This window comes from Jezberella montanilacus, from assembly GCF_003003055.1.
Classification (GTDB): Bacteria; Pseudomonadota; Gammaproteobacteria; order Burkholderiales; family Burkholderiaceae_B; genus Zwartia; species Zwartia montanilacus.
Map to the genome: position 1 here is coordinate 259,542 of NZ_PVTV01000013.1, position 23,526 is coordinate 283,067.

Here is a 23,526-nt window from a genome sequence, read left to right on the forward strand (position 1 = left end):
TCGCTTATGTCTCTCAAAAAAAAACCACCTCATCCCGCCGAATCTTTGGTGCTGGCAAAAATTGCGCCAGAGCTACGCGCCTGTTTGGCGAATTTGCGAATGATGGCTTTTGATGTCGACGGTGTACTGACGGATGGAAGTCTGTGGTACTCAGAGTCCGGTGAAGTAATGAAACGCTTCAATGTGCTGGACGGTCATGGACTTAAAATGCTTGCAACAAGCGGTATTGTTGTTGCTTTGATCACCGGACGAGAAGGTCCCATCGTCGAACGCCGTGCCGCCGAGCTCGGGATCGCCGAAGTGAAACAAAACGTTCGGGACAAGGGTGCGGCCCTGCTTGAAATTGCAACGCGGCGTGGCATTGACCTGACCCAAACTGGCTTTATGGGTGACGACCTGATTGATCTGCCTGCCATGCAAAAAGCCGGGTTTGCTGCCACCGTTTGTACTGCTCCCGCCTACATGGCCCAGGCTGCGCACTGGGTATCGACGCGGTCAGGCGGCCAAGGCGCTGCTCGTGAATGTGCCGATCTGATCCTCGCAGCACAAAATCGACTTGGCACTTATTTTCAACCGGGCGGCTTGGGCGCCGGGACGATTCAGTAAAGCCATCAATGAAAGAACGCTTCTCCACCCTCTTCTCTATCGGCCTCATGATTGCTTTAGTACTGAGCACCTGGTGGGCGTCAGAGTACGCCCAAAAGGCGGTGCAGATCGATCCGCCACCCAGACTGACTCATGAGCGAGACAACTGGTCTGAAAAATTTGTTGTCCTGCGCACAGATCTGAATGGTATGGTCATCCATCGGCTTGAGGGCGACTTGATGGTGCACTACCCAGATGACCTGTCGTATGAGATCACAACCCCCCGAGGTTTTGGTTTACGTCGTGACAACCCCTTAACTGTCGCCACAGCAAAAAAAGCCACGATTTATGATGATGGCAACCGCATTGTGATGGAGGGCGACGCCGTTCTGCTTCGTCTCGCCGACCCAAAACGGCAAGCCTTAAACTTTATCAGCCAGCAAATCACAATGCTGGTTAAAGAAGACATTACCTATACTGATCTGCCAGCTATTGCAGTCAGCGGCCGTTCACGCATGAACGGCATTGGTATGCGTTACAACAATAATACCCAGCAGCTAGACGTGCTTAAATCCACCGATGTTGATATCGTTGCCAAAGACTCTCGAGACCGTTCAACTCCCGTCGAATCCAAGAAAAAACCATGACTCTCTTCTCGCCCAGCATCTCACGTCTTGCGCTGACCCTGTCACTATGCGTGCTTTCGACCTTAACAGGCGCAGCGACGCTTAAAGAGTCGGCTAGTGGCAAACCCGGCGATCCCCCTAAAGAAGCCCCTAGCACCTTGATCGTTTCAGACACGCTCCATTACGACGACACCAAAAGCGAAAGCACGTTTACTGGCAATGTAGTGATGACGCGCGGCCTGCTGACGCTGAACTCTGATGTATTACAAATGCACGAAGATAAAGACGGCTTTCAGTTCGGCACGGCTACCGTCGACAAAGGCAAACGGGTGTTTATTCGTCAAGATCGGCCAGACACCTTCGAGGTACTGGAAGGTATTGGCGATCGCGCCGAGTACGACGGCAAAGAAGAAATTTTCGACTTAATTGGTCACGCAATCGTCACCCGCTACATCTGCGGCGACCGCTTCGACACCATCAATGGGCAAAAAGTCAGGTATCACCAAAAGACCGATGTATATGAAGCATTTGCCGGCCCCGAGGCAGGCACCTCAGGTGGGCGCGTCAGATCGGTCGCTCAGCCTCGCTCTAAAGTTGACGCCGCAATCGCTGCGTGTAAAGCAAAGAAAACTGCAAACTAGCCTGACTCATGCAACAGAAAACTCGCTCGTCTAGTTCTGAGAAAATAGCTCTCGATCGCCCTGGCAGCTTATTGGCAACTGGGTTGCGCAAGTCTTACGGCGGCAGAATGGTCGTGCAAGACGTCTCGATTTCGGTCAATAGCGGCGAAGTGGTGGGTTTGCTCGGGCCTAACGGTGCAGGCAAAACCACGAGCTTTTACATGATTGTGGGACTGGTGCCCGCTGATGCTGGTCGAATCGAGATCGATGGTGCAACGATCACCACCATGCCTATCCACACCCGAGCCCATCGAGGATTGTCTTATCTGCCTCAAGACGCCTCAATTTTCAGACGTCTGACTGCAGAGGAAAATATCCGCGCGGTTCTTGAGTTGCAGGTCAATGAAGACGGACAAAAGTTTTCACGCAAGCAGATTGAAAAGCAACTTGACGTGTTACTGGAAGAACTGCAAATCACCCACATCCGTGGTAACGGTGCCCTGTCGTTATCGGGTGGTGAGCGTCGCCGGGTGGAAATTGCTCGCGCTCTGGCGACTCGCCCGCGGTTTATCCTGCTGGATGAACCTTTCGCAGGCGTGGATCCCATCGCGGTGATCGAAATTCAACGAATCGTGCGCTTTTTAAAGAGCCGGGGTATCGGTGTGCTGATCACCGACCATAACGTGCGTGAGACGCTAGGCATCTGTGATCGCGCCTATATTATCAACGAGGGCAGAGTGCTGATCACGGGTAGCCCGACAGAGATCGTTGAGGATGCAGACGTACGCAAAGTTTACTTAGGCGAACATTTCAAGATGTAGGTAAGGCTTTCTGGACAAAAACTGCTTTAGCCAAAATTGCTTAGACCAATTTTGCGCTTGATTTTCTGATCCAAGTGGGTAAACTGGGATTGTCATCAAACTGTAAAGGAGACTTGACAAGACCCACACCGCGCAGCCGCGCAAACTACCCACAATTTGTCCAGGAGTGCAGTCCATGAACATAAGCATCATTGGTCATCATCTTGAGGTCACACCTGCTATCCGGGAATACATTCACGCCAAACTTGCGCGTGTTGCCCGACACTTCGACAAGCTTATCGACTTGCAAGTCATGCTTTCAGTCGAACCTCTCAAACACCATGTCGAAGTCACCCTGCGCGTCCCAGGGAAAGACATCCACTGCGAATCAACTGAAGATAACCTCTACAGTTCTATCGATATCGTAGTCGACAAAATCGATCGAAAAGTCATACAGTACAAAGATCGAACTCATCACCACGGCCATATGGCTGCTAAGCGCCAGGCTCTAGAAGCCGCTTAACTGTGATTGGATTAAGTCCCCTCTTCTGCGGGACTTAATCCTTTTCTCGTCTGCTTAAACTTTTATCGACGTTTTCTTAATTCAAAGCCTTACCTCACCATCCCGGGATAGACCAGGCATCGACCGCGTTCTGACCGACAAACACACCGCTTGCCTGAATCAGCAAAGTCAGCAATACCGAAAACCCCGTGACCACGCCTCCCGCATAGCCGGCTAGCCTGGGCAACGGTGTTTCAAGCCAGCCCAGAATGATCACTAAAGCCAGAGCACACGTGATAGCCTGTGTGAGGTAATTGGGTAGCGTGACCTTGGCTGCCGTCAACCGCGCTTGCCTTGTGTCGGTCAACTGACTGATGGTTAAGCCAATTTCAACCCTCGCCATTTGTTGTTTCGCGTTCTCAGGGGTTAATAACCCAATGCCCTGTGTCAAATCTGCCAAGAGGCCAGTCGTCACGTCGCTGGAGACGCCTTTAGCCATCAAGGGCCACTCGTCATTGGCCACTGATTTAGTATAGGCCTTCAAATCTTCAACTGATTCTTCTGCATCCGGGCCACCAAACACAGCCAAGGCGCCTGTGAGCTTGAGCGTCAGCGCGACCTCTTTGGCCGCGATGTCTTCTGCATTTCTATGATCTCCCTGCACACGTACCAGCGTGATCACAAAGAGCAAAAGCGTAATAGAGATGGCAATCTTGTAGGCCTCTGTGGCGCCTTTGGACAGCGCGTCGTTAGGCGTAATTTTGAACTTCCAGCGAATCAGCACCGGCAAGCCCACTGCGAGCAGGAGCCCCGAAGACATAATCACCAAGAAAAGCACTACGTTGGGCAGATCAACTAGATAGTCAAACATATCTATACCTTATAAAAAAACGTTACGCTTTAAGGAATTGCTAACACGTTAAGTGTAGTTGTCAGGTTAGTCGCCTCTGGGCTTTCATACGAATTTTGCGAGCCGTTTACTTTCTTGTCTTTGGCAGTTTGAGAGCTGGCTGTGTTGCCGGTCTCAACCGTGGATCCTGACACACGACTAGCAACCATTAGCATCGACGTTGAATCCATCCCTCCTTTAACTTCGGGAACTGGAAGCGCGGGGTTAATGCCAACGCTGGTAAAGCCACCGTTGCTGAAGGTAATTTTGTTGTCTGTATTGGCATCCGTTCTGGTCGCGTATTTTTCGACGCGTGGCGGCGCGACGTTTACTGGTGTTGGCGCTGGTCCGTTCGCTGCGACACCCACGCGAGGCGCTGCAGGTGTGACTCTGGCTACTGGTGTTGCGGCGCTGCGTGCACCATCAGCGTATTTTCCGGTGTACTTGGCCGAGGGCGCATTGGCGCTGGGCGCTGCGGGTTTCGCAGCGGTCGCGGTGGTTCCGCTAGCTGTCCCCGTTGCAGTGCCAGTGCCGCTTGCACTCACTGCTCGCTTACCATCAGCACCCGTTGCGTATTTGCCTGTGTACTTCACGCTAGGCGCGGCGGTGGCACCAGCGGCTGCCGGTTTTGCCGCTGCGTCGGTTTTAGCGCCACCATCAGCTCTCGCGGCTGTGTCGGTTCTGGCAACAGTCACTTTTTTCCCGTCCGCATCGACAGCGTATTTACCGGTGTATTTAGCAGAAGGCGCAGCAGCGGTCGGCGTCTCAGCTTTACCAGTTGCGTCTGCTTTAGCAGCCGTCGCCGGTTTAGCGCTTGCCTCAGTTTTCACGCTCGGGGCTCGTTTGCCATCTGCTGTAGTCGCATATTTTCCGCTGTACTTAACGGTTGGCGCCGCGGGTTGAGGTGCATCAGCTTTTCCGCTACCGCCTTTGGCCGTGCCAGAAGATCCCGAACCGCTCTTGGTGCCTGTGCCGCCGTTGCCACTTGCAGATGAACCACCCGAGCTTGAGCCACTTGCGCTTGAGCCACCCGATGATGAACCGCCGGAGGATGAACCGCCGGAGGATGAGCCGCCCGAGGATGAGCCGCCCGAGCTTGAACCGCCCGAAGAAGAGCCACCTGAGTTCGAACCACTGGATGACGCGCCCCCTGCGCTTGATCCACCTGCGCTTGAACCGCCAGTAGCTGAGCCTCCACCAGACGCAGCGGCATCCCCGCCACCCGATGAGGTAGCAGCGGATGAACCACCTGAACTTGAGCCACCTGAGGACGAACCACCCGCACTTGAACTACTTGAACTCGATCCGCTCGATGATGAGCCGCCAGAGGACGACCCGCTGGACGAGGCACTTGCGTCGCCGCCAGCAGCTGAGCCACTTGAGCTTGAGCCGCCTGAACTTGAACCACCTGAACTTGAACCACCCGATGATGCACTCGTCTCACCGCCACCAGATGTACCGCTTGAGGTTGCACTACCTGCACTTGAACCGCCAGATGAAGCTGACGCATCGCCCGAAGCGCTGCTTGACGATGAAGAAGATGTCGAACTAGAGGTGCTTGCAGTGCTAACCGAAGAAGTCGTTGCCGCTACAGGAGTTACTGTCGTCACTGGTACTACCGGCACTACGGGCGGCAGAACCACTGGGACGGGGGTAAACGTCGCAACAGTCTGCACAACAGGCGTAACAACTGTCGCGACAACAGGGGTCACCACGGTTGTTTCGACTGTTGTAACAGCAGGAGTGACAACTGTAGTCGTAACTGTAGTGGTGACCGCTGTCGTTGTGGTGGTCACCATGGTCGCAACCACAGTTGGTGTCGTCACGACTTCTTCCGTGGCAACGACTGGCGCTGCAGTGATGGTATAGGTTGCGTATCCAGCAGAATAATAGTTATCGCCTTCCCTATACTGCGGGTAAATATAGATATTCGAGAGGGTTGAAGTGATGGTGCCCTGAACCAAACTCGTTGCCGCTTGCACGCTGTTTGAGTTACCGCCTATGGTGCTCGAAAAACGCAAACTGGATAAAACGGCTGTGTTCGTTGTATTTACACCAAAGCTATAGGTCGAGTAGGTACCGTAAATAGAGATGTTGTTAGCGTTGCTCAGCCACGCAAGCGCCGTCGCTGAATCATAAGTAGTGCCTTCCACTTGCGAGTAATTATTCTGGACGCCCAAGTAAGTTGTCGTGGTATTTTGTGCCCGATAGTTAACGTAGCCGTAGCCTAAGCCAGACACAAAACTGACTGGTTGACTATAGCTGCCCCCTGCTTGGCCATAGCTTACGTTCGTACCCACAGCCGCATTCGTGCGTGTCAGCCCGATTTGATATTCAGGTGATGGATAAAGACCCGCGCCGTAGTAACTGGAGGGGGCAGCCATCGAAAGCACCACAATGCCTCCTGTATTGGTCACCGTGCCTAAACTCGAAATCGTGCCGTACGAACTTGCGTTACCTGCGGCTAAGCCGTAGCCACCTGCCAACTGAATCCCTGAGCTGCCGCTATTGTTAACACTGTTTAGATACAAAATACCGACAGCCTGAATCACAATACCGGTGCCCGTTCCACCTGTATTGGTGATGGTCCCAGTCGCGTTAACGTAATTGTATAAACCTGAGCTGTTAATCGTAATCCCGTTGCTCGAGGTCACGCTTTGCATACTGACATTGCCTGCCGAGATGTTCAACCCACCGATGGCAGAGGTTGCCCCAACGGCGCCACCTAAATACACAGCGTCCTGATGGTAGGTGGATACCGTGTTGATTGACAAAGAACTACCGTTTGGCGCATCAATCGTGCCGTAAAAATTCACACCTCCGCTCACTTGACTGGTTGAGCTAGTCGTTATGGTTGTATTCGCACTAAGCGTCACGGCGCCAGAGTAAGTCTGGGCCCCAGTTGTAGTAACAGCCGAAGGTAAAACAACATTACTTGCATAGACTAATAAGCCGCGCAAAGAATTAGTTGCCCCGACCGCACCGGCAAACGTAACGGTGCCTGAATAGTTGCCCGCTATGACCTGCAGATAGTTTGACCCAGTAGAATCGACCGTGCCATTAAACGTAAACGCTGTGTCGGCTCCAAAGGTTAGGAACGTATCCTTGCTGAGGTTGACTGCTCCGGTATAGGATTGCGAGCCTGTTGTGTAGATTGATGCGGGCAGAGTGATCTGACTTGCAGATACGGTCAGCGCACCCACAGAGCTAATATTTTGCGTAAAGGTCGCTGTCCCGCTAGTCATTAGACTCAATGAATAGCCTGATCCGTAAATGAATGCGTCTATGCCGATATTGCCCGCGGCGGTGAGAGTCGTAGCGCCCGACAAACTTAACTGACTATCGACCGAATAGGTTTGTGTCCCGCTCGTGGTGATCGCGGCAGCAAGATTGACGGTGTTGGCACTAACGTTCAACGAGCTAAGCGACTTCAATGCACCAGCCGTGCCACTAAAAGTGACGGCGCCTGACCCACTATTAATGACCGTTAGGGATCTTTGTGTGACCAAGGAGTCAACACTACCGTTAAACGTGATGTCACCACTGTAGGTATTTGTTATGGTCGTATCGGCACCAAGAGATAACGCGCCGCTATAAGACTGACCGCCGGTGGTGGTTACGTTACCGTATAAGGAAATAGCGCTGGCAGAAACAGTCAGTGCGCTGAGGGCAGTCGTGCCGCCTATGGCTTGGCTAAAGTAGGCGGTCGAACCGCTTGTCACACTCAAGGCGTAGCTCGCGTCAGAGTAAGAATTAACTGAGCCGTACAGGTTGACGTTACCCGAAGCTGTCAGCGCCGAATCGGCAGAAAGCACCACGCTTCCAGTTAATGCTAACGTCGCGTTGGTGGTGATATTCCCGCCAAGTTGGATTGTTCCCAAGCCCACATTGACATTGAGGCCACCTAAGCGACTTGTCGCGCCGACCGCGCTTAAAAAGCTTACGAGTCCAGCACTGGAGGTTGTCCCGGTGTTGATCGTCAAGCTGTATGTTCCGGGCGAATCAATCGTCCCGTTAAATGTCACGGCACCATTCGCGGTTGTGCTGATGGAGGTATTCGCAACAAGGCTGACCGCGCCGCTGTAGGTCTGAGCGCCGGCGGTGGTGATGCTGCCAGCTAAAGTACTAGCACCACTCACTGCCAGCGCTGACACGTTGACAGAGTTGGTAATCGCCGCGCCCGAAGCCATCGTCAGTGAAGTCAAGGTAGCTGTGCCCGAATACTGCAGATCAAGCGTCGCACCTGAGTCGATCGAGACTGCGCTGCTACCGAGAGCGGCAGTCGTGGGTGCCACCAGGGTGCCAGCGCTAATCGTGGTGTTGCCCGAATAAGTGTTCGCGCCTGTCAAGTCGAGCGTACTGGTTGACAGGGTTTTGCTGAGCGAACCATAGCCACTAATCACGCCAGACAGCGTCTGTGTAACAGAGGATGCATAGTTAAAAACTGCGCCACTCGCTACGCTAATAGCACCGGCGTAATCGCCACTACCGAGACTGCCCGCACCACTGACCTTTAAGGTACCGCCCGCGATTGTGGTGTTACCCGTGTAAGTATTAGTGGCTGACAGACTTAACACGCCACTGTTCGTCCCGGTATATCCCTCTGCGCTGTTCAACACCACAGCGGTTGAACCAGAAATCACTCCGTTCACTGCGCTGGTTGCTGAAGTCGAGTTAATCGTCAGCGTTGAAATATTGGTGGTAGTGCCCCCAATCACAGCAGCGCCTGAACCTGACGAGATAGTCAAAGCATAACGGCCTACTGAAGCGACGTTTCCGGAGGCGACCACCACGCCGCTTCCACCATTACCACCATATGTACCCACATAAATGCTCGAGCCACTGGATCCCCCACCGCCCGTATTCGACGAACCAGAAACACCAGGGCAACCGCTACAAAGTGCTGTGCCACCGCCACCTAAACCCCCTGAATAACTTACTGCTCCGCCACCACCACCCACGTAACGAGATCCGTCGTAATAATAAATTTCACCAATATTCGAACCGGCGATTGGGTTAACAACACCAATTCCGCCCATGGCAGGGCCGTTCTGGCCACGACTAGGGCCTGCGTAGCCACCAGCACCGCCCGCGCCACCACCACCGCCTGGTACCTCACTATAGTAGGAACTTGCGCCTGCGTAACCTTGGCCTGATGTGCCGCTACCGGCGGTAGAGTAGAAGAAGGAGTAGCCATAATAATAATAGCCACCAGATGATGCACCAGCGCCACCACCCGAACCACCAGAGCCTGCTCCGTAAGGCTGACCGTAGAGACCCCCTGCGCCGCCACCGAGCGCGGTGTATCCAAAAGCGCTAGAGTTAGACCCGTTACTTGCACTGGTCTGATACAAATAATCGGTATAGTACGAAGTTGCATTGCTACCACCCGCCCCCACCACAATCGCGTAAGATTGATTTGAGACAGCGACGCTACCCGAGAGCACTCCACCGGCGCCGCCTCCGCCACCGTAATAGGCCCCGCCACCGCCACCGCCGCCCACAATCAGATAGCTTAGTGTCGTTCCCGTAATAAACGTCCAGCCATAACTTCCGTTGCTGTAAGTAATCGAAGGTGCGTTACTCAGCGCGCTACCTCCAGAAACATAACTACTGCCAGATGCACTGGCCTGATAGATCTCCCAGGTAGCACCTGCGTTGGTACTCACTTCCCAAAGGCCCGAGCCTAAGAACTCGACAATCTCGCTCGTCACTGCATTGAGCGTACTCACGTTACCAGCGATGCTTACATTACTGTTCGTGGACGTCAGCGACACGTCTGTACCCAGCTTGAGATTGCCGCCGAAGCTTTGAACACCTGTCGTGGTGACATTGCCATTTAAGGTTGTAGTCTGGGCGGTGGTATTGCCTAATACCCCGGTGATCGTCAAGCCGCCCAAGGCAGTCGTTGCCCCAACCGCGCTTCCGAACGTCACATCACCGCTGCCGTTTGTAATCGTCAGGGTCTCACTACCTAGCGTGCCGTTCACCGCTGAGCTAAAGGTCACCGAAGCATTGGTGTTCGTAGTGCTGGCATACAAAGTACTCAGTGTCGTATTGGCAGCTAAGGTGACAGCGCCGGTATAGGTCTGCGCACCAGCCGTGGTGATACTACCGCCTAAAGTACTGGTGCCCGTTACCGTCAAGGCTAAAGTATTCACCGAGTTCGTAATGGCAGCACCTGACGTCATCGTTAATGAGCCGATCGTAAGCGTCCCCGTGTACTGCAAATCAAGCGTTCCGCCAGAACTGATCGAGACGACCGAGGCATCAAAGGCCCCTGCAGTGCCAATTACCAGCGTGCCGCCGCCAACCGTCGTGCCGCCGCCGTAGGTGTTTACTCTGGGGAGTTTGACGGTGCCGTTATTGGTTGAATCACCCGAGGTCAAGGCGCCGGTTGAGCCCGAGATCAAACCAGCGATCGTCGCGGTCACGCCTGTCACCGCTGCTATCTCGTTGGTCGTGCCTGAGCCTAAGATGATGGCATTACTAATTGTGCTGATCGTCGTATCAACCAGTGCACCGCCATTAATAGTGACTGATCCCGACGATAAGTTCGTGCCACTTGCACCACCTGACGCGATCTTTAACTGACCTGCACTAATTGTGGTGCCACCTGTGTAAGTATTTGCGCCTGTCAGGGTTTGCGTGCCCCTTCCGACCTTAACGATAGAAATAGTTGAGGTCGACGATCCGCTCGCTAAATAACCAATGACCCCTGAATAGCTCGTGTCGATATTGACTGCGCCTACTGACAAAGTCGCCGTATTGGTACCAGAATTGAAATTGATATTGCTCGATCCGGACAGCGAACCAAATGAATAAGTCCCGCTGCCGTTAAGCCAAGCCGTGACGTTATTGAACGTCCAATTTGCGCTGGCACTGGTCGCAGAAGGGGAAAGGAACAAGTTACCCGAGCTGCCGTTTCCACCTGCAACAAAAGAGCCGGTAAAGCCACTGTTGTCGCCGTTGAAATAACCTGTCCAGCCAGTGGTCAGCTCATTGAAGTTCAGCGTGCCCGAGCCGGTGATGTTTCCGTTAATCGTAATATTCTTGTCTACGTTGATTGTCCCGCCTACTTCGGCAATTGTCGACGAGCTGTTCACCGCGATGGGGTTATAGATCTGATAGCCAGCGGCTGAGTTTTCTAAGGTGCCGCCGTTCAAAGTCAGCGTGCCTGTGCCGAGCGGTCCTGCGCTGCTGCTTGAGGTTTGATTTGACCCGAGGATGATAATCCCCGTGCTTAACGTGGTGCCACCTGAGTAAGTGTTTGCGCCCGACATTGTTAATGCGCTGGAGGACGTGTCTTTAAGAAGCGAGCCGTAGCCACTGATTACGCCGGACAGGGTCTGTGTTGCCGAAGACGCGTATTGAAATACTGCACCGCTAGAAACACTGATGGCGCCTGCATAAGTGCCGCTACCGAGGCTACCCGAACCACTCACCTTTAAGGTACCACCCGATACCGTCGTACCGCCTGTGTAAGTGTTCGTCGCTGACAGACTCAACACGCCTGTGTTAGCACCGGTGTAACCCGCTGCGCTGTTCAAGGTTACCGCAGTCGAACCAGAGATCACACCACTCACCGCGCTCGAGGCTGAGGTCGAGTTAATCGTGAGCGTTGAGAGGTTGGATACAGTGCCGCCGATAGAAGTAGAACCGGATCCAGACGAGAGAGTTAGCGCGTATTTCGGAAATTCAGGTGACACCGTATTCACGTTACCCGCAATACTGACGTTGCTGTTAGTCGAGGCAAGCGATAGATTTGCGTCAAGTGTGACGTTGCCCCCGAAGCTCTGGACGCCTGTGGTCGTCACATTGTCCGTCAAGCTTGTAGTCTGGGCTGTGCTAGTGCCGGGGACCCCGGTGATCGTTAGGCTTCCCACCGCAGTGGTCGCGCCTACTGTGCTACCGAAGGTCACATTGCCGCTGCCATTGGTAATCGTGAGCGACTCCGTACCCAGGGTGCCGTTGACAGTTGAACTAAATGTCACTGCTGCGTTGGTGTTGGTGTTGCTCGCATTCAAGGTGCTCAGCGTGGTATTCGCAGCAATCGTTACCGCCCCGGAATAAGTCTGCGCACCGGCCGTGGTGATACTGCCCGCCAGGGTGCTCGTGCCCGTGACCGTCAAGATCGATGTATTCACCGAGTTGGTAATCTCAGCGTTTGACGCCATGGTGAGCGAGGTGATGGCGACTGTACCGGCGTACTGCAGATCAAGCGTGCCGCCCGAAGCGATCGAAACTGGACCAGAGCCGAAGGCACCAGCATTGCTTATTGCCAGCGTACCGGCACTGATACTTGTACCGCCACCGTAGGTGTTTGCATTAGGTAACTGAACAGTCCCAGTATTCGTTGCATCACCGATCGTCAACGCCCCGGTTGAACCCGAGATCAAGCCAGTGATCGTCGCAGTTGCACCCGTTACAGCTGCGATCTCGTTTGTTGTACCTGTAGCTAAGGTGATCGCGCTAGTGATCGTGCTTGTGGTCGTATCAACTAGTGCACCGCCGCTAATGGTGACTGATCCCGATGAGAGGTTGGTCCCGCTTGCACCACCTGATGTCACCTGCAAGCGCCCTGCACTGATCGTTGTGCCGCCTGTGTAGGTATTTGCATAGGACAAGGTCAGCGCACTGGTATTTGAAGTGTCTTTGCTCAGCGAGCCATACCCACTGATCAAGCCAGACAAGGTTTGATTGGCGGACGATCCATAATCAAAGAAGGCGCCGCTGGCAATACTGATCGCACCAGCGTAGTTGCCACTACCGAGGCTACCCGAACCACTTACTTTCACGGTACCACCCGCTACCGTCGTGTTGCCGGTGTAGGTATTCGTACCTGCCAGGCTCACTACGCCACTGTTAGCGCCGGTATAACCTGAGGCGCTATTGACCACCACCGCAGTCGAGCCTGTGATCGCACCATTGACTGCGCTAGTTGCCGAAGTAGAGTTAATCGTCAGCGTTGAAATATTGGTGGTGGTGCCACCAATCAAAGCGGCGCCTGAACCTGACGAGATAGTCAGAGCATAGCGGCCTATCGAAGTTACGTTGCCAGAGGCGACCACCACGCCGCTACCACCATTACCACCAGCTCCACCACTATCGTGACTGCCGCCGCCGCCGCCACCGCCAGTGTTCGCCGTGCCTGCTTGCGCACTCGATAAATTTGAGCCGCCGTTCCCACCACCACCAACACCACCAACACCTCCTGATAAATATCCAATATTTGCTAAGGATCCACCACCACCACCACCCACGTAATAGCTTCCATTATTCAACTGACCGATATTCGATCCAGAAATCTGATTAACGAGACCCACGCCACCTTGTCCATCGCTGCTATTGCCCGCATTGCCGTCTCCTCCTGCACCACCACCACCACCACCACGGCAAGAACCAGCACAGTTATAGTAGGGATAAGAAGTAAAATCTCTGCCCTGGCCGCCACTTCCTGCGGTCCCAATGACCGTACCAGCTGGACCCGTGCCCATCACGCCCCCAGCAAATCCGTAAAGGAAATTATGCCACCCGCCTCCGCCGGCGGCATAAGATACCCCGTTGTACGAGGCAGTAGGTATGTTTAACGCTGACCCACTCGCATCTAAATTATTGCCTTGTGAACCACCGAAACCACCACCGTATGCGGTAATTGATCCAAAACTAGAGGCGCCACCAAGTTCATTTTGAATAACGGAAGAAGTCTCAGTCTGACCAGCGGTATTGGCAGTGCCGCCCTGCCCAACTGTTGCTGAGATCTGCGAGCCACTGGTAATGCTATAGCTAGCGCTATAAAGCACACCACCACCGCCGCCGCCGCCAGCAGCCCTCTGTGGTTCGGCTAAAGCGCCACCACCGGCACCGCCGCCGCCGACGACCAGAACAGCTAAATTACTGCTCCCGCTAAACGTCCAGCCATAACTTCCGTTGCTGTAAGTAATCGAAGGTGCGTTACTCAGCGCGCTACCTCCAGAAACGTAACTACTGCCCGATGCACTGGCCTGATAGATCTCCCAGGTAGCACCTGCGTTGGTACTCACTTCCCACAGGCCCGAACCTAAGAACTCGACAATCTCGCTTGTCACATAGGTGAGGGTACTGACGTTGCCAGCGATACTTACATTACTGTTCGTGGAGGCCAGCGATATATTCGTGCCAAGGGCGAGATTGCCGCCGAAGCTTTGAACACCTGTCGTGGTGACATTGCCATTTAAGGTTGTAGTCTGGCCGGTGGTATTGCCTGATACCCCGGTGATCGTCACGCCGCCCAAGGCAGTCGTTGCCCCAACCGTGCTACCGAACGTCACGTCACCGCTGCCGTTTGTAATCGTCAGGGTCTCACTACCTAGCGTGCCGTTCACCGCTGAGCTAAAGGTCACCGCTGCATTGGTGTTCGTAGTGCTGGCATACAAAGTACTCAGTGTCGTATTGGCAGCTAAGGTGACAGCGCCGGTATAGGTCTGCGCACCAGCCGTGGTGATACTACCGCCTAAAGTACTGGTGCCCGAAACCGTCAAAGCCGACGTATTCACCGAGTTCGTAATGGCAGCACCTGACGTCATCGTCAGTGAGGCTAAGGTGATCGTGCCCGAGTATTGCAGATCAAGGATAGCGCCTGAACCAATCGAGACAACGCCCGTGCTGAGGGCGCCGGCGCTGCCAACGGCGAGGGTGCCCGCGCTAATGCTCGTGGCACCTGTGTAGGTGTTCGTACCGGTCAAGGTTTCGGTGCCAGTACCAAGCTTAGACACAGCAATGGTTGAGGTGGACGATCCACTTGCCAAATAACCGATCACGCCTGAATAACTTGTGTTGGCGTTCAGCGCACCCACTGACAAAGTCGCCGTATTCGTGCCTGAATAGAAATTGATATTGCTCGAGCCTGAGAGCGAGCCGAATGAATAAGTCCCGCTGCCGTTAAGCCACGCCGTGACGTTATTAAACGTCCAACTTGCGCTGGCACTCGTTGCGGACGGAGCGATAAACAAGTTACCCGCGTTGCCGTTTCCGCCTGCAACAAAAGAGCCCGTAAAGCCACTGTTGTTGCCATTGAAATAAGCGGTCAGACCAGACGTTAATTCATTGAAATACAGCGTACTTGAACCGGTAATGTTGCCATTAATGATGATGCTTGATCCACTCACCTCACCTATGATGGATGAGCCGCTGACCGCGATGGAGTTGTATAGCTGATAACCAGCGGCGGAATTTTTAAGGGTACCGCCATTCAAGGTCAACGTCCCTGAGCCCAACGGGCCCGCACCGGCAGAGACGGTCTGATTGGATCCGAGGATGATGGTACCTGCGGTCAGGGTTGTGCCACCTGAATAAGTGTTTGCATACGACAACGTCAGTACGCTTGATGAGGTGTCTTTAACAAGTGAGCCATAGCCACTGATCAAGCCGGACAAGGTCTGATTGGCAGAAGACGCATAATCAAAGATTGCACCACTTGCGACACTGATTGAACTGGCATAAGCGCCGCTGCCAAGACTACCCGAACCGCTGATCTTCAAGGTACCGCCCGATACGGTGGTGGTGCCCGTATACGTGTTGCTAGCTGACAGGCTCAACACGCCCGTGTTAGCACCGGTATAACCTGCCGCGCTATCAAACACTAACGCCGTCGAACCAGCAATCACCCCACTCACCGCGTTCGCTGCTGAAGTTGAGTTAATCGTTAGCGTTGAGATATTTGAGACATTCCCTGCAATCGAAGTCGAGCCTGAGCCTGAAGAGAGCGTCAAGGCGTACGAGGGAAAGCTAGGTGACACCGTGTTCACAGCGCCTGCGACAGTAATGCTACTGTTAGTCGAGACCAGCGACAGGCTGGTGCCGAGCGTGATGTTTCCGCCATAGCTCTGAAGGCCAGCAGTCGTCACGTTGCCCGTCAGGCTTGTCGTCTGTGAGGTGCTGCTACCCGCTTGGCCCGCGATTGTCAGGCTACCCAGGGCCTTTGTTGCCCCCACCGTACCGCCGAACAATACGTTCCCGCTGTTATTGATAATCGTCAGTGCTTCAGTCCCAGCTGTGCCGTTGACAGTTGAACCAAAACTGATGGCGCTGCTGGTGTTGACAGTGAGGGTTGTGTTGGCGGCGAGGACGACCGCAGCGGAATACGTCTGCGTACCGTTAGTGGTGATCGTACCTGCCAGGGTGCTGACGCCAGTCACCGTCAAAGCAGACGTGTTCGTTGAGGTAGTGATCGCGGCGCCAGATGCCATTGTCAGTGAGGCTAGGGTAACTGTCCCCGAATATTGCAGATCAAGCGTTCCGCTAGAGCCAATCGAGACTACGCTTGCACCGGGTACCCCAGCACTAGTGACTGCCAGCTTGCCTGCACTGATATTAGTGGTGCCTGTATACGTATTCGTGCCTGTCAAAGTTTCGGTGCCAGTGCCAGCCTTAGTCAGGCTCAAAACTTCAGTGCCGTTGGCATAGCTTGAGTTGGTGATAGCACCGCTGAAGGTACCCGAGCCATTATCGTTACCTAAGGACAAGGTGAGCGCTCGGCCCGCGCCGCCGTCCGGGAAGTCGACGTTACCGCTTCCGCTTAAGGTGCCAATCGCAATGGTTTGATTGGCAGTGCCATAGAGGCGTAACCAAGTGTTGCTCCCATTCAGGTTGATTGCAGACGTGGACGTGATCGAGGCATCCGACGTGGGGTTAAGCCATAAATTTCCGTAATTCGTTAACGTAATCGCGCCGGTAGTCGTGCTACCCGTGAAGAAGACCCTTTCGTTATAAAGCCCGCCGTTATTATTATTGCTGGTGATGTTCCAGGCACCTGATCCTGACACATTATTTAGATAAATGGTCGAACAACAGTTACTGGAAGACTGATAACCATTGGACGTATCAAGGTTGACCGTGCCGTTATTCACAAAATTACCACTTAGTGTGTAATTCTGAAACGCATAACTGGGCGTCACATTCAAGGTGCTGCCACTGTTTACGGTGGTAGTCCCAGAGTAGGTATTGCTACCAGTCAGTGTCACAGTCCCTGCTCCGCCAATCGTCAGGCCACTACTTTCACCGTATATCGCTGATTGCACGGTTAAAGAGGCATTGGCCGTCGCAGAGATCGTGCTGCTCGACTGAAGCTGCAAGTTGGTCGTCGCAACGCTCACTGCTGTATTGGCCTTGGCGTTCGTCAGCGTACCGCCATTCAGGAAGATCCAGTTCTGGGCACTGTTATAGCCGTTCAAATCGAAGGTGCCGTTTGAATTAACGTAGACGATGGGGTTAGTCGCCACTGGCCCACCACTGCTCATGGCTGCACCCAACTGGAAAGTGCCGTAGTTAACGTTGAAAGCGTAAGTCGTGAAAGTGTTGTTGGCTGAGAAATTGACGGTACCCGTGTTGCTGCTGTTACCAATTTTTAGGTTACCTGGCTCGTCGTCAATGTTTGAAGCATCCGAGATGACGCCCGAGAACTTCACCAAGCCTGCTGCCGCTGACGCAAAGGTCGCGCCATTACTACCCACATAAATCGGGTTACTGATGGTGACACTAGAGGCCGTGTTTACCAGCGTACCGCCGTTGATGTTAACGCTACCTGTTGACAGGCTCGAGCCGCTCGCGCCACCTGACGAGACTTGCAAAGTACCTGCGTTAATCGTGGTGCCGCCGGTAAACGTATTAGCACCCGACAGTGTCAATGTGCTGGACGACGTGTCTTTAAGAAGCGAGCCGTATCCGCTGATTACGCCGGACAAGGTCTGAGTAGCAGAGGATGCGTAATTGAAGACAGCCCCACTTGCCACACTGACTGCGCCAGCATACGAGCCACTGCCGAGGCTGCCCATCCCGCTGACTTTTAAGGTGCCGCCGGCTACGGTCGTGTCACCAGTATAGGTATTCGTACCTGACAGGCTTAACACCCCATTGTTGCTGCCGGTATATCCCACTGCACTGTTTAACACTAGTGCAGTTGTACCCGCAATCGCACTGTTTACTGCACTGTTTGCTGAGGTTGAGTTGATGTTAAGCGTTGTAAGGTTAGAGACCGTGCCGCCAATCGATGCAGCGCCGGATCCTGACGAGATGGTCAGAGAATAATTGCCAACCAAGGTCAAATTGCCTGAAGCGATGACGGCGCCGCTTCCACCGTTACCACCATAGGGTACGGTATCTTGACTTCCGCCGCCGCCGCCACCGCCCGTGTTGGCCGTGCCTGCTGACGCAATGACAGATTGTTTACCACCGTTCCCGCCACCCCCGACGCCCCCAACACCAGCGGCCGAATTGGAGTTTTCTATCGAACCACCACCGCCGCCACCGAGGTAATAGCTGCCATTTTTCAACTGACCGATATTCGATCCGGATATTGGGTTGAGGATACCCACCCCACCCGCTCCGTTACTGCTATTGCCGTCGTTGCCGTTGCCTCCCGCACCGCCGCCGCCGCCGCCACGCCAAACATAACCGCCGCAGTAGGAACAACCTTGCCCACCGTTTCCGGCGGTGCCAATAACCGTACCGTCTGGACCTGTCCCCATCACGCCGCCAGCAAATCCATACCGGCTCTGCCATCCGCCGCCGCCGCCTGCATAAGATACCCCGTTATATGAAGCGCCCGGTATGTTTAACGTTGACGCGCTCGCGTCTAAATAATTACCGTTTGAACTCTCGGTACCACCGAACCCGCCGCCATAAGCGGTAATTGATCCAAAACTGGAGGCGCCGCCAATTTGGCTTTGGATGATGGCGGTAGTCTCAGTCTGACCATTGTTGGCAGTCCCGCCCTGCCCAACTGTTGCTGAGATCGCGGTGCCGCCAGTCACGCTGTAGCTGGCGTTATAAAGGACACCACCACCGCCGCCGCCGCCAGCGGTTCTCTCGGGCGAGGCATCACCGCCAGCCCCGCCACCACCGACAACCACCACTGCAAAGTTACCGCTTGCCGTTGGTGTCCAGAGGTAACTACCGCTGCTATAGGTGATCGAAGGCACTATCGATAAGGCAGTGCCACCAGAAACATAGGTGCTACCGCTTGCGGTTGCGGAGTACTGCTCCCAAGTAGTCCCCGCATCCACACTGATTTTCCAGTAGCCGGACCCTAAAAACTCGATGATCCCGGCGGTGAGCGTTGTTTGGGTACTGACGTTACCCGCAATGGTGACGTTACTGTTGTGCGAAGCAAGCGACGTGTTGCTGCCCAGGGTCAAATTGCCACCGTAACGCTGAACACCGGCGGTCGTGACGTTGCCGTTCAAGCTCGTTGTCTGGGCAGTGGTATTACCCGACACCCCTGTGATGGTCAGACTACCCAGGGCGGTCGTTGCCCCAACCGTGCTGCCAAAGGTCACGTTACCGCTACCGTTTGTCACCGTCAGCGACTCAGTGCCATAGCTGCCATCTACCGTTGAACTAAAGCTAACTGCTGAGTTGTTATTTGCAGTCAGCACGGTGCTGTTACCCAGTATCACCGCACCCGTGTAGGTTTGTGCACCATAAGTAGTGATGTTCGCGCCCAACGCTATCGTACAGGCATTCAAGCTTAACGATGAGGTACCCGACGTCGCAGTAATCGCAGCGTTCACTGCAATCGTGCTCGCCGAATCTGTTGTGATCGTCACACTGGTGTTGGTCAGAGCTGACGAAACCGCACTAGCTAGAATGATGCTGGTAGATGAGGAGGTGTAAGTATAACTTGAGCCGCTTGAGCTAAAGACAGACCCAGAAGTGGTCGTCCCGGCTGCTGCAATGGTCACGTTACCTGGATCCAACAACCAGTTACCGACGCGGCCGTTTACCGCTGAGGTAAGAACTGAGGCACCCGTCAGGTCAAGAAAATTACCCGAGGTCTCGACCAAGCCGCCATTACCTGAGGTGCCAAAGGCCGATGCGCTGAAGCGCCCATAGGCCCCTAAACCCTGACCCCAATTAAGTACGTTACCACCATCGCCGCTCAGCAACGCGTTGGCGCTCAGGCTGGACGCTTGGTCAATGACCGTGATTTGGGATGTCGGGACGACAACAATACTGGATAGCCTTGGCAATAACGCGTCTTGTGCTGCGCTACCTGAGAGGGGATTTGCTTGAAAATCGCGACCGGTGATGATGTTACCGCCGCCGCTTGTACCGTTAGCTTCGAGCGTTGCACCCGAGAGCCCCGTGCTAATCAGACCGGACTGAGCGATCGTGCCACCCAAACCTGCCCCACCATTGGTCTGAACATAGCCAGTATTTTGATAAGTGCCGGCAGGCGAGCTAAGAATAATTAAACCGCCGTTATCGCCATTCGCCTGTATTTGTGCTGCAGTGCTCAGACTATTGTTACCCGCGATATAGATCTCGCCGGCTTGACTTGGGTTGGCAGATGCAGAGGCGGAGGCCGAGTTGGCCGTAATAATGGTCTGGCTATCGAGGGTAGTCGTGTTTGAAATCGTTGCGTTATTGGTAAAGGCAGCGAGTGCCGGTGGAGCCAAAGTTGAACCACTGCCAGAGGTGTTGTTAATACCAATCTGGATACCGCCACCAGTCGTCGCACCATTGGCGCTAACCGACGAAGCAGCAAGCTGCGTTTGATTTAGGCCAGCGATCTGCACCGAACCACCTGACCCGGTCGTGCCATTTGCTGCGACCGTGGTATTGGCCAGCGTCGCGTTACCTGAGGTAGCCGTTACATAGATTGCACCACCAGTTGTTCCGTTTGCCTGCAGCGTTGCGCCATTAAACAAAACATCATTTGCGGCGACTGCTACGACACCACCTGCTCCCGTCGTACTGTTCGCACTCACGCTACCTGCCACCGAAACAGGGCCACTATAGGCAGTCAAAGCGACGGAACCAGCAGAAACTGAGGAGGATGAACTTGATACACCGCTTGATACAGAGCCTGATACGCTTGATACAGTGCCCGAAACCGCTGCAGAATTTGCGGTAATACTTGAGGTTGAACTTGCTATCAAGTTCTGAGTGGTTTGAATATTGACCGAGCCGCCACTCGCCAATGCAGCCGCGGTCGGCGTTGCAGTCGACGTTGTAGAAGGGGCAATCATGATGTTCATGGCGGCTTGCGAGGTGCCCGCCACGGTGCCGGCGCCCACATTGATGTAGGTGGTCGTGCCTGTCGCTGCCGCAGCACTTGCCGAGTTAATGGCTGCCGCCAAATTTGTCGACATATTGGCAGCCGTCAAATTCACGACATTGATATGTGCAACAGCACTCGTGACCGCCGCATTAGCGATGGCCGCATTGGCTGCCGCAGCCGCCTGAGCAGTCGTGATCGCCGTTAACAATTGTTGGGCTGAAGCGGGGGTTGGGTTAGCGCTTGAGCCGTTTGAGGATTTACCGGTCGAGGTGTTCGATTGTGAACCCGTGCTCGACGAAGAAGAGCCAGTTCCAGTTGATCCAGACCCACTCGATCCTGAGCCACTCGACCCTGTGCCAGATGAGCCTGAGTTGCTCGATCCAGAAGACGAACCCGACCCTGAACTACTTGACCCCGATGAGCCGCTCGACGTCGACCCTGAAGTCCCGCTTGAGCTCGTGCCTGACGAGGAGCCCGAGCTACTGCCACTTGCCGAAACGCTTCCGGTGATCACCGCACTCGTGGCTAAAAGGGTGACACCGCCACTACTGCCGCCGGTACTGGTAACCGATCCACTAGACGTGATGCTTTGTGCCGTCGCAGTGACTTGGTTGGCACTCGTCACGCTTCCTGCCGCTAAGTTAAGCGCAGTAGCGGTCAGGACGAGACTGTTGGTTTGACCCAGGGTGAGAGAACCATTACTTGTCAACGTGCCGGATGCGTTAAGCGTTAAAGTTGACGCGTTCGTGTTTGAGCTACTGGAAGTTGACCCGCTTGAGGATGAAGCAGCGCTTGCAGCGGCACTGATCGTGCTGATCACTGCGCCGGCAGCGACGGTCAAATCACCCTGCACGGCGACCGTCACGTTGGCATTCGCCAAAGCCGCCGACAACGCACCGGCAGTGCTGGCGTCAATCGTCAACCCGTCAGGATCAAGCAGCCAATTACCTTTAACACCCAAGGGGGCCGAGGCGTTAACCAGAATCGCTGGCGATATCGTCAGCTTGCCTTGAGAGCTGGTTTCGATGTTACCGCCGTTGCCACCCAACTTGCCGCCCGTCGCATTGAAAGTGCCCGCAACGGTGGTCTGTTTGCTTGACCAGACGTTAATCTGACCGCCATTACCAATACTGGTTGAGGACACATCTACCGTCGCACTTGACTCAACGGTGACAGTCTTAGCCAAATTCTGTGCTTGAACGTTGCCGCGGGTACCGTCGGCGTTCTGGGTGTAGCTAACCGCAGTCGTCCCGATATTGACAGTGCCGCCATTGGTTGCACCTTTCGCCGTTGTCTTGGAGCCTTGCGCCAAAACCACATTATTGCCTGCGATAGTGACCTGGCCACCGGTCGTCGTGGCGGAATCCGCACTCACCGTCGCACTTTGATTCACGGTATCGCCGGATAGAAACACCTTGCCGCCAGACACCTTGAAACCGTTGGCGCTGATCGTGCCGGTGTTGTTGATTACGGAAGCGCGCAAATCTGAGGCGGCGTTGGCAGCAATGAGCACTTGACCGCCATTCACTTGAATTAACCGTTTATTGGCGATCAGTGACTTGACCGCCGAGGCGTCCACGGTGAAGCTCAGGAGTTGTCCATCATCAAAATTCAAAGTCACCTGTTGGCCCGATACCAAGGCAATTGCGTTGTTACCCGATAAGGTCGCGCTCAGGACACCTTCATTTTTTACTTCGGGTGCCATCAAGGCGATATAGCCATTGGCATTGTTAACCGTAATTTTGCCCTTGTTGACGACCTTGCCCGTGCCATTACCCGAATAGGTGTTGCGGCCATTCATGTAATCCGAGTCTTTGATGTCCATCGTGGTGGCGGTGATCCCACCCGTATTGACCTCAGCCCCTTTGCCGAACACAACCCCATTGGGATTGACGAAAACGACTTGACCGTTCGAGTTGACGGCGCCATTGATCATTGACTTTGACGCGCTGTTGACACGATTTAGCGTGGAGGCGTTTGCGTCAGGCTGGTTGAAATTGACGGTCGCGTTTTTACCGACGTCAAAAGAGTTCCAGTTAACAACCGCCTTTTGTGTGGTTTGGTTGACGTTAAGGGTATTGCCGTTCTGCGTAATAGTCGCTTGCCCTGCGCTGACGGTACCACCCGTGGGCAGCGCAGTGGGTGCAGGCGAGGCTGCATAAGTGCTCGCAGCTAGAACAAAAAGCCCCAATACTTTGGCTACATCAACCAGTGTTTTTAATGGCCGCAAAAACCCCCAACCCCCCGTTTTATGGGGGTTGTGGCATAACACAACTTTTGGATAAGCTAAGTTTGTGTTCAAAATTGCCGGCTGTGGGTTGGTACCTCAGTACGTTGCCACATTAAAAAACGTGCGCACACCCGCCCGATTATCCGTCAACAATGGCTTATTAAGCTAGCGGGAAAAATCGTTTTTATGTGTAAGTGAAAGTCTATTTAATGACCTGATTGGGTGACAAAAAA

General features: G+C 54.2%; 7 protein-coding genes. 5 read left to right on the forward strand and 2 right to left on the reverse strand.

The genetic code is table 11. From position 1 onward, the window contains the following. Positions 1-6 precede the first annotated feature (6 nt). The 5 genes from BCM14_RS08905 to hpf all read left to right on the forward strand — a co-directional run bounded on the left by BCM14_RS08905 (position 7) and on the right by hpf (position 3,154). On the forward strand, positions 7-606 hold the full coding sequence (locus tag BCM14_RS08905) for a KdsC family phosphatase (RefSeq protein ID WP_106227659.1): 600 nt from the start codon (positions 7-9) through the stop codon (positions 604-606). Positions 607-614: 8 nt separating this feature from the next. Next, positions 615-1,232 (forward strand): LPS export ABC transporter periplasmic protein LptC, encoded by a 618-nt coding sequence (gene lptC / locus BCM14_RS08910; RefSeq protein WP_106227660.1) that lies wholly within the window; start codon positions 615-617, stop codon positions 1,230-1,232. Then, on the forward strand, positions 1,229-1,852 hold the full coding sequence (gene lptA, locus BCM14_RS08915; protein WP_106227661.1) for a lipopolysaccharide transport periplasmic protein LptA: 624 nt from the start codon (positions 1,229-1,231) through the stop codon (positions 1,850-1,852). The genes lptC and lptA overlap by 4 nt, the downstream gene beginning before the upstream one ends. 8 nt (positions 1,853-1,860) lie before the next feature. Next, positions 1,861-2,652: an LPS export ABC transporter ATP-binding protein gene (gene lptB / locus BCM14_RS08920; RefSeq protein WP_106227662.1), complete on the forward strand. Its 792-nt coding sequence runs from the start codon at positions 1,861-1,863 to the stop codon at positions 2,650-2,652. Positions 2,653-2,827: 175 nt separating this feature from the next. Further along, on the forward strand, positions 2,828-3,154 hold the full coding sequence (gene hpf, locus BCM14_RS08925; protein ID WP_106227663.1) for a ribosome hibernation-promoting factor, HPF/YfiA family: 327 nt from the start codon (positions 2,828-2,830) through the stop codon (positions 3,152-3,154). Between the two features lie 94 nt (positions 3,155-3,248). On the opposite strand, the gene BCM14_RS08930 is transcribed toward hpf, so the two are convergent. After that, positions 3,249-4,004 carry a bestrophin-like domain gene (locus BCM14_RS08930; protein ID WP_106227664.1) on the reverse strand — a complete coding sequence of 252 codons (756 nt, stop codon included), beginning with the start codon at positions 4,002-4,004 and terminating at the stop codon, positions 3,249-3,251. 29 nt (positions 4,005-4,033) lie between these two features. Next, the gene (locus tag BCM14_RS08935) at positions 4,034-23,293 is read right to left on the reverse strand and encodes an autotransporter-associated beta strand repeat-containing protein (protein WP_146129750.1); all 19,260 of its coding nucleotides are present in this window, start codon (positions 23,291-23,293) and stop codon (positions 4,034-4,036) included. Positions 23,294-23,526 lie beyond the last annotated feature (233 nt).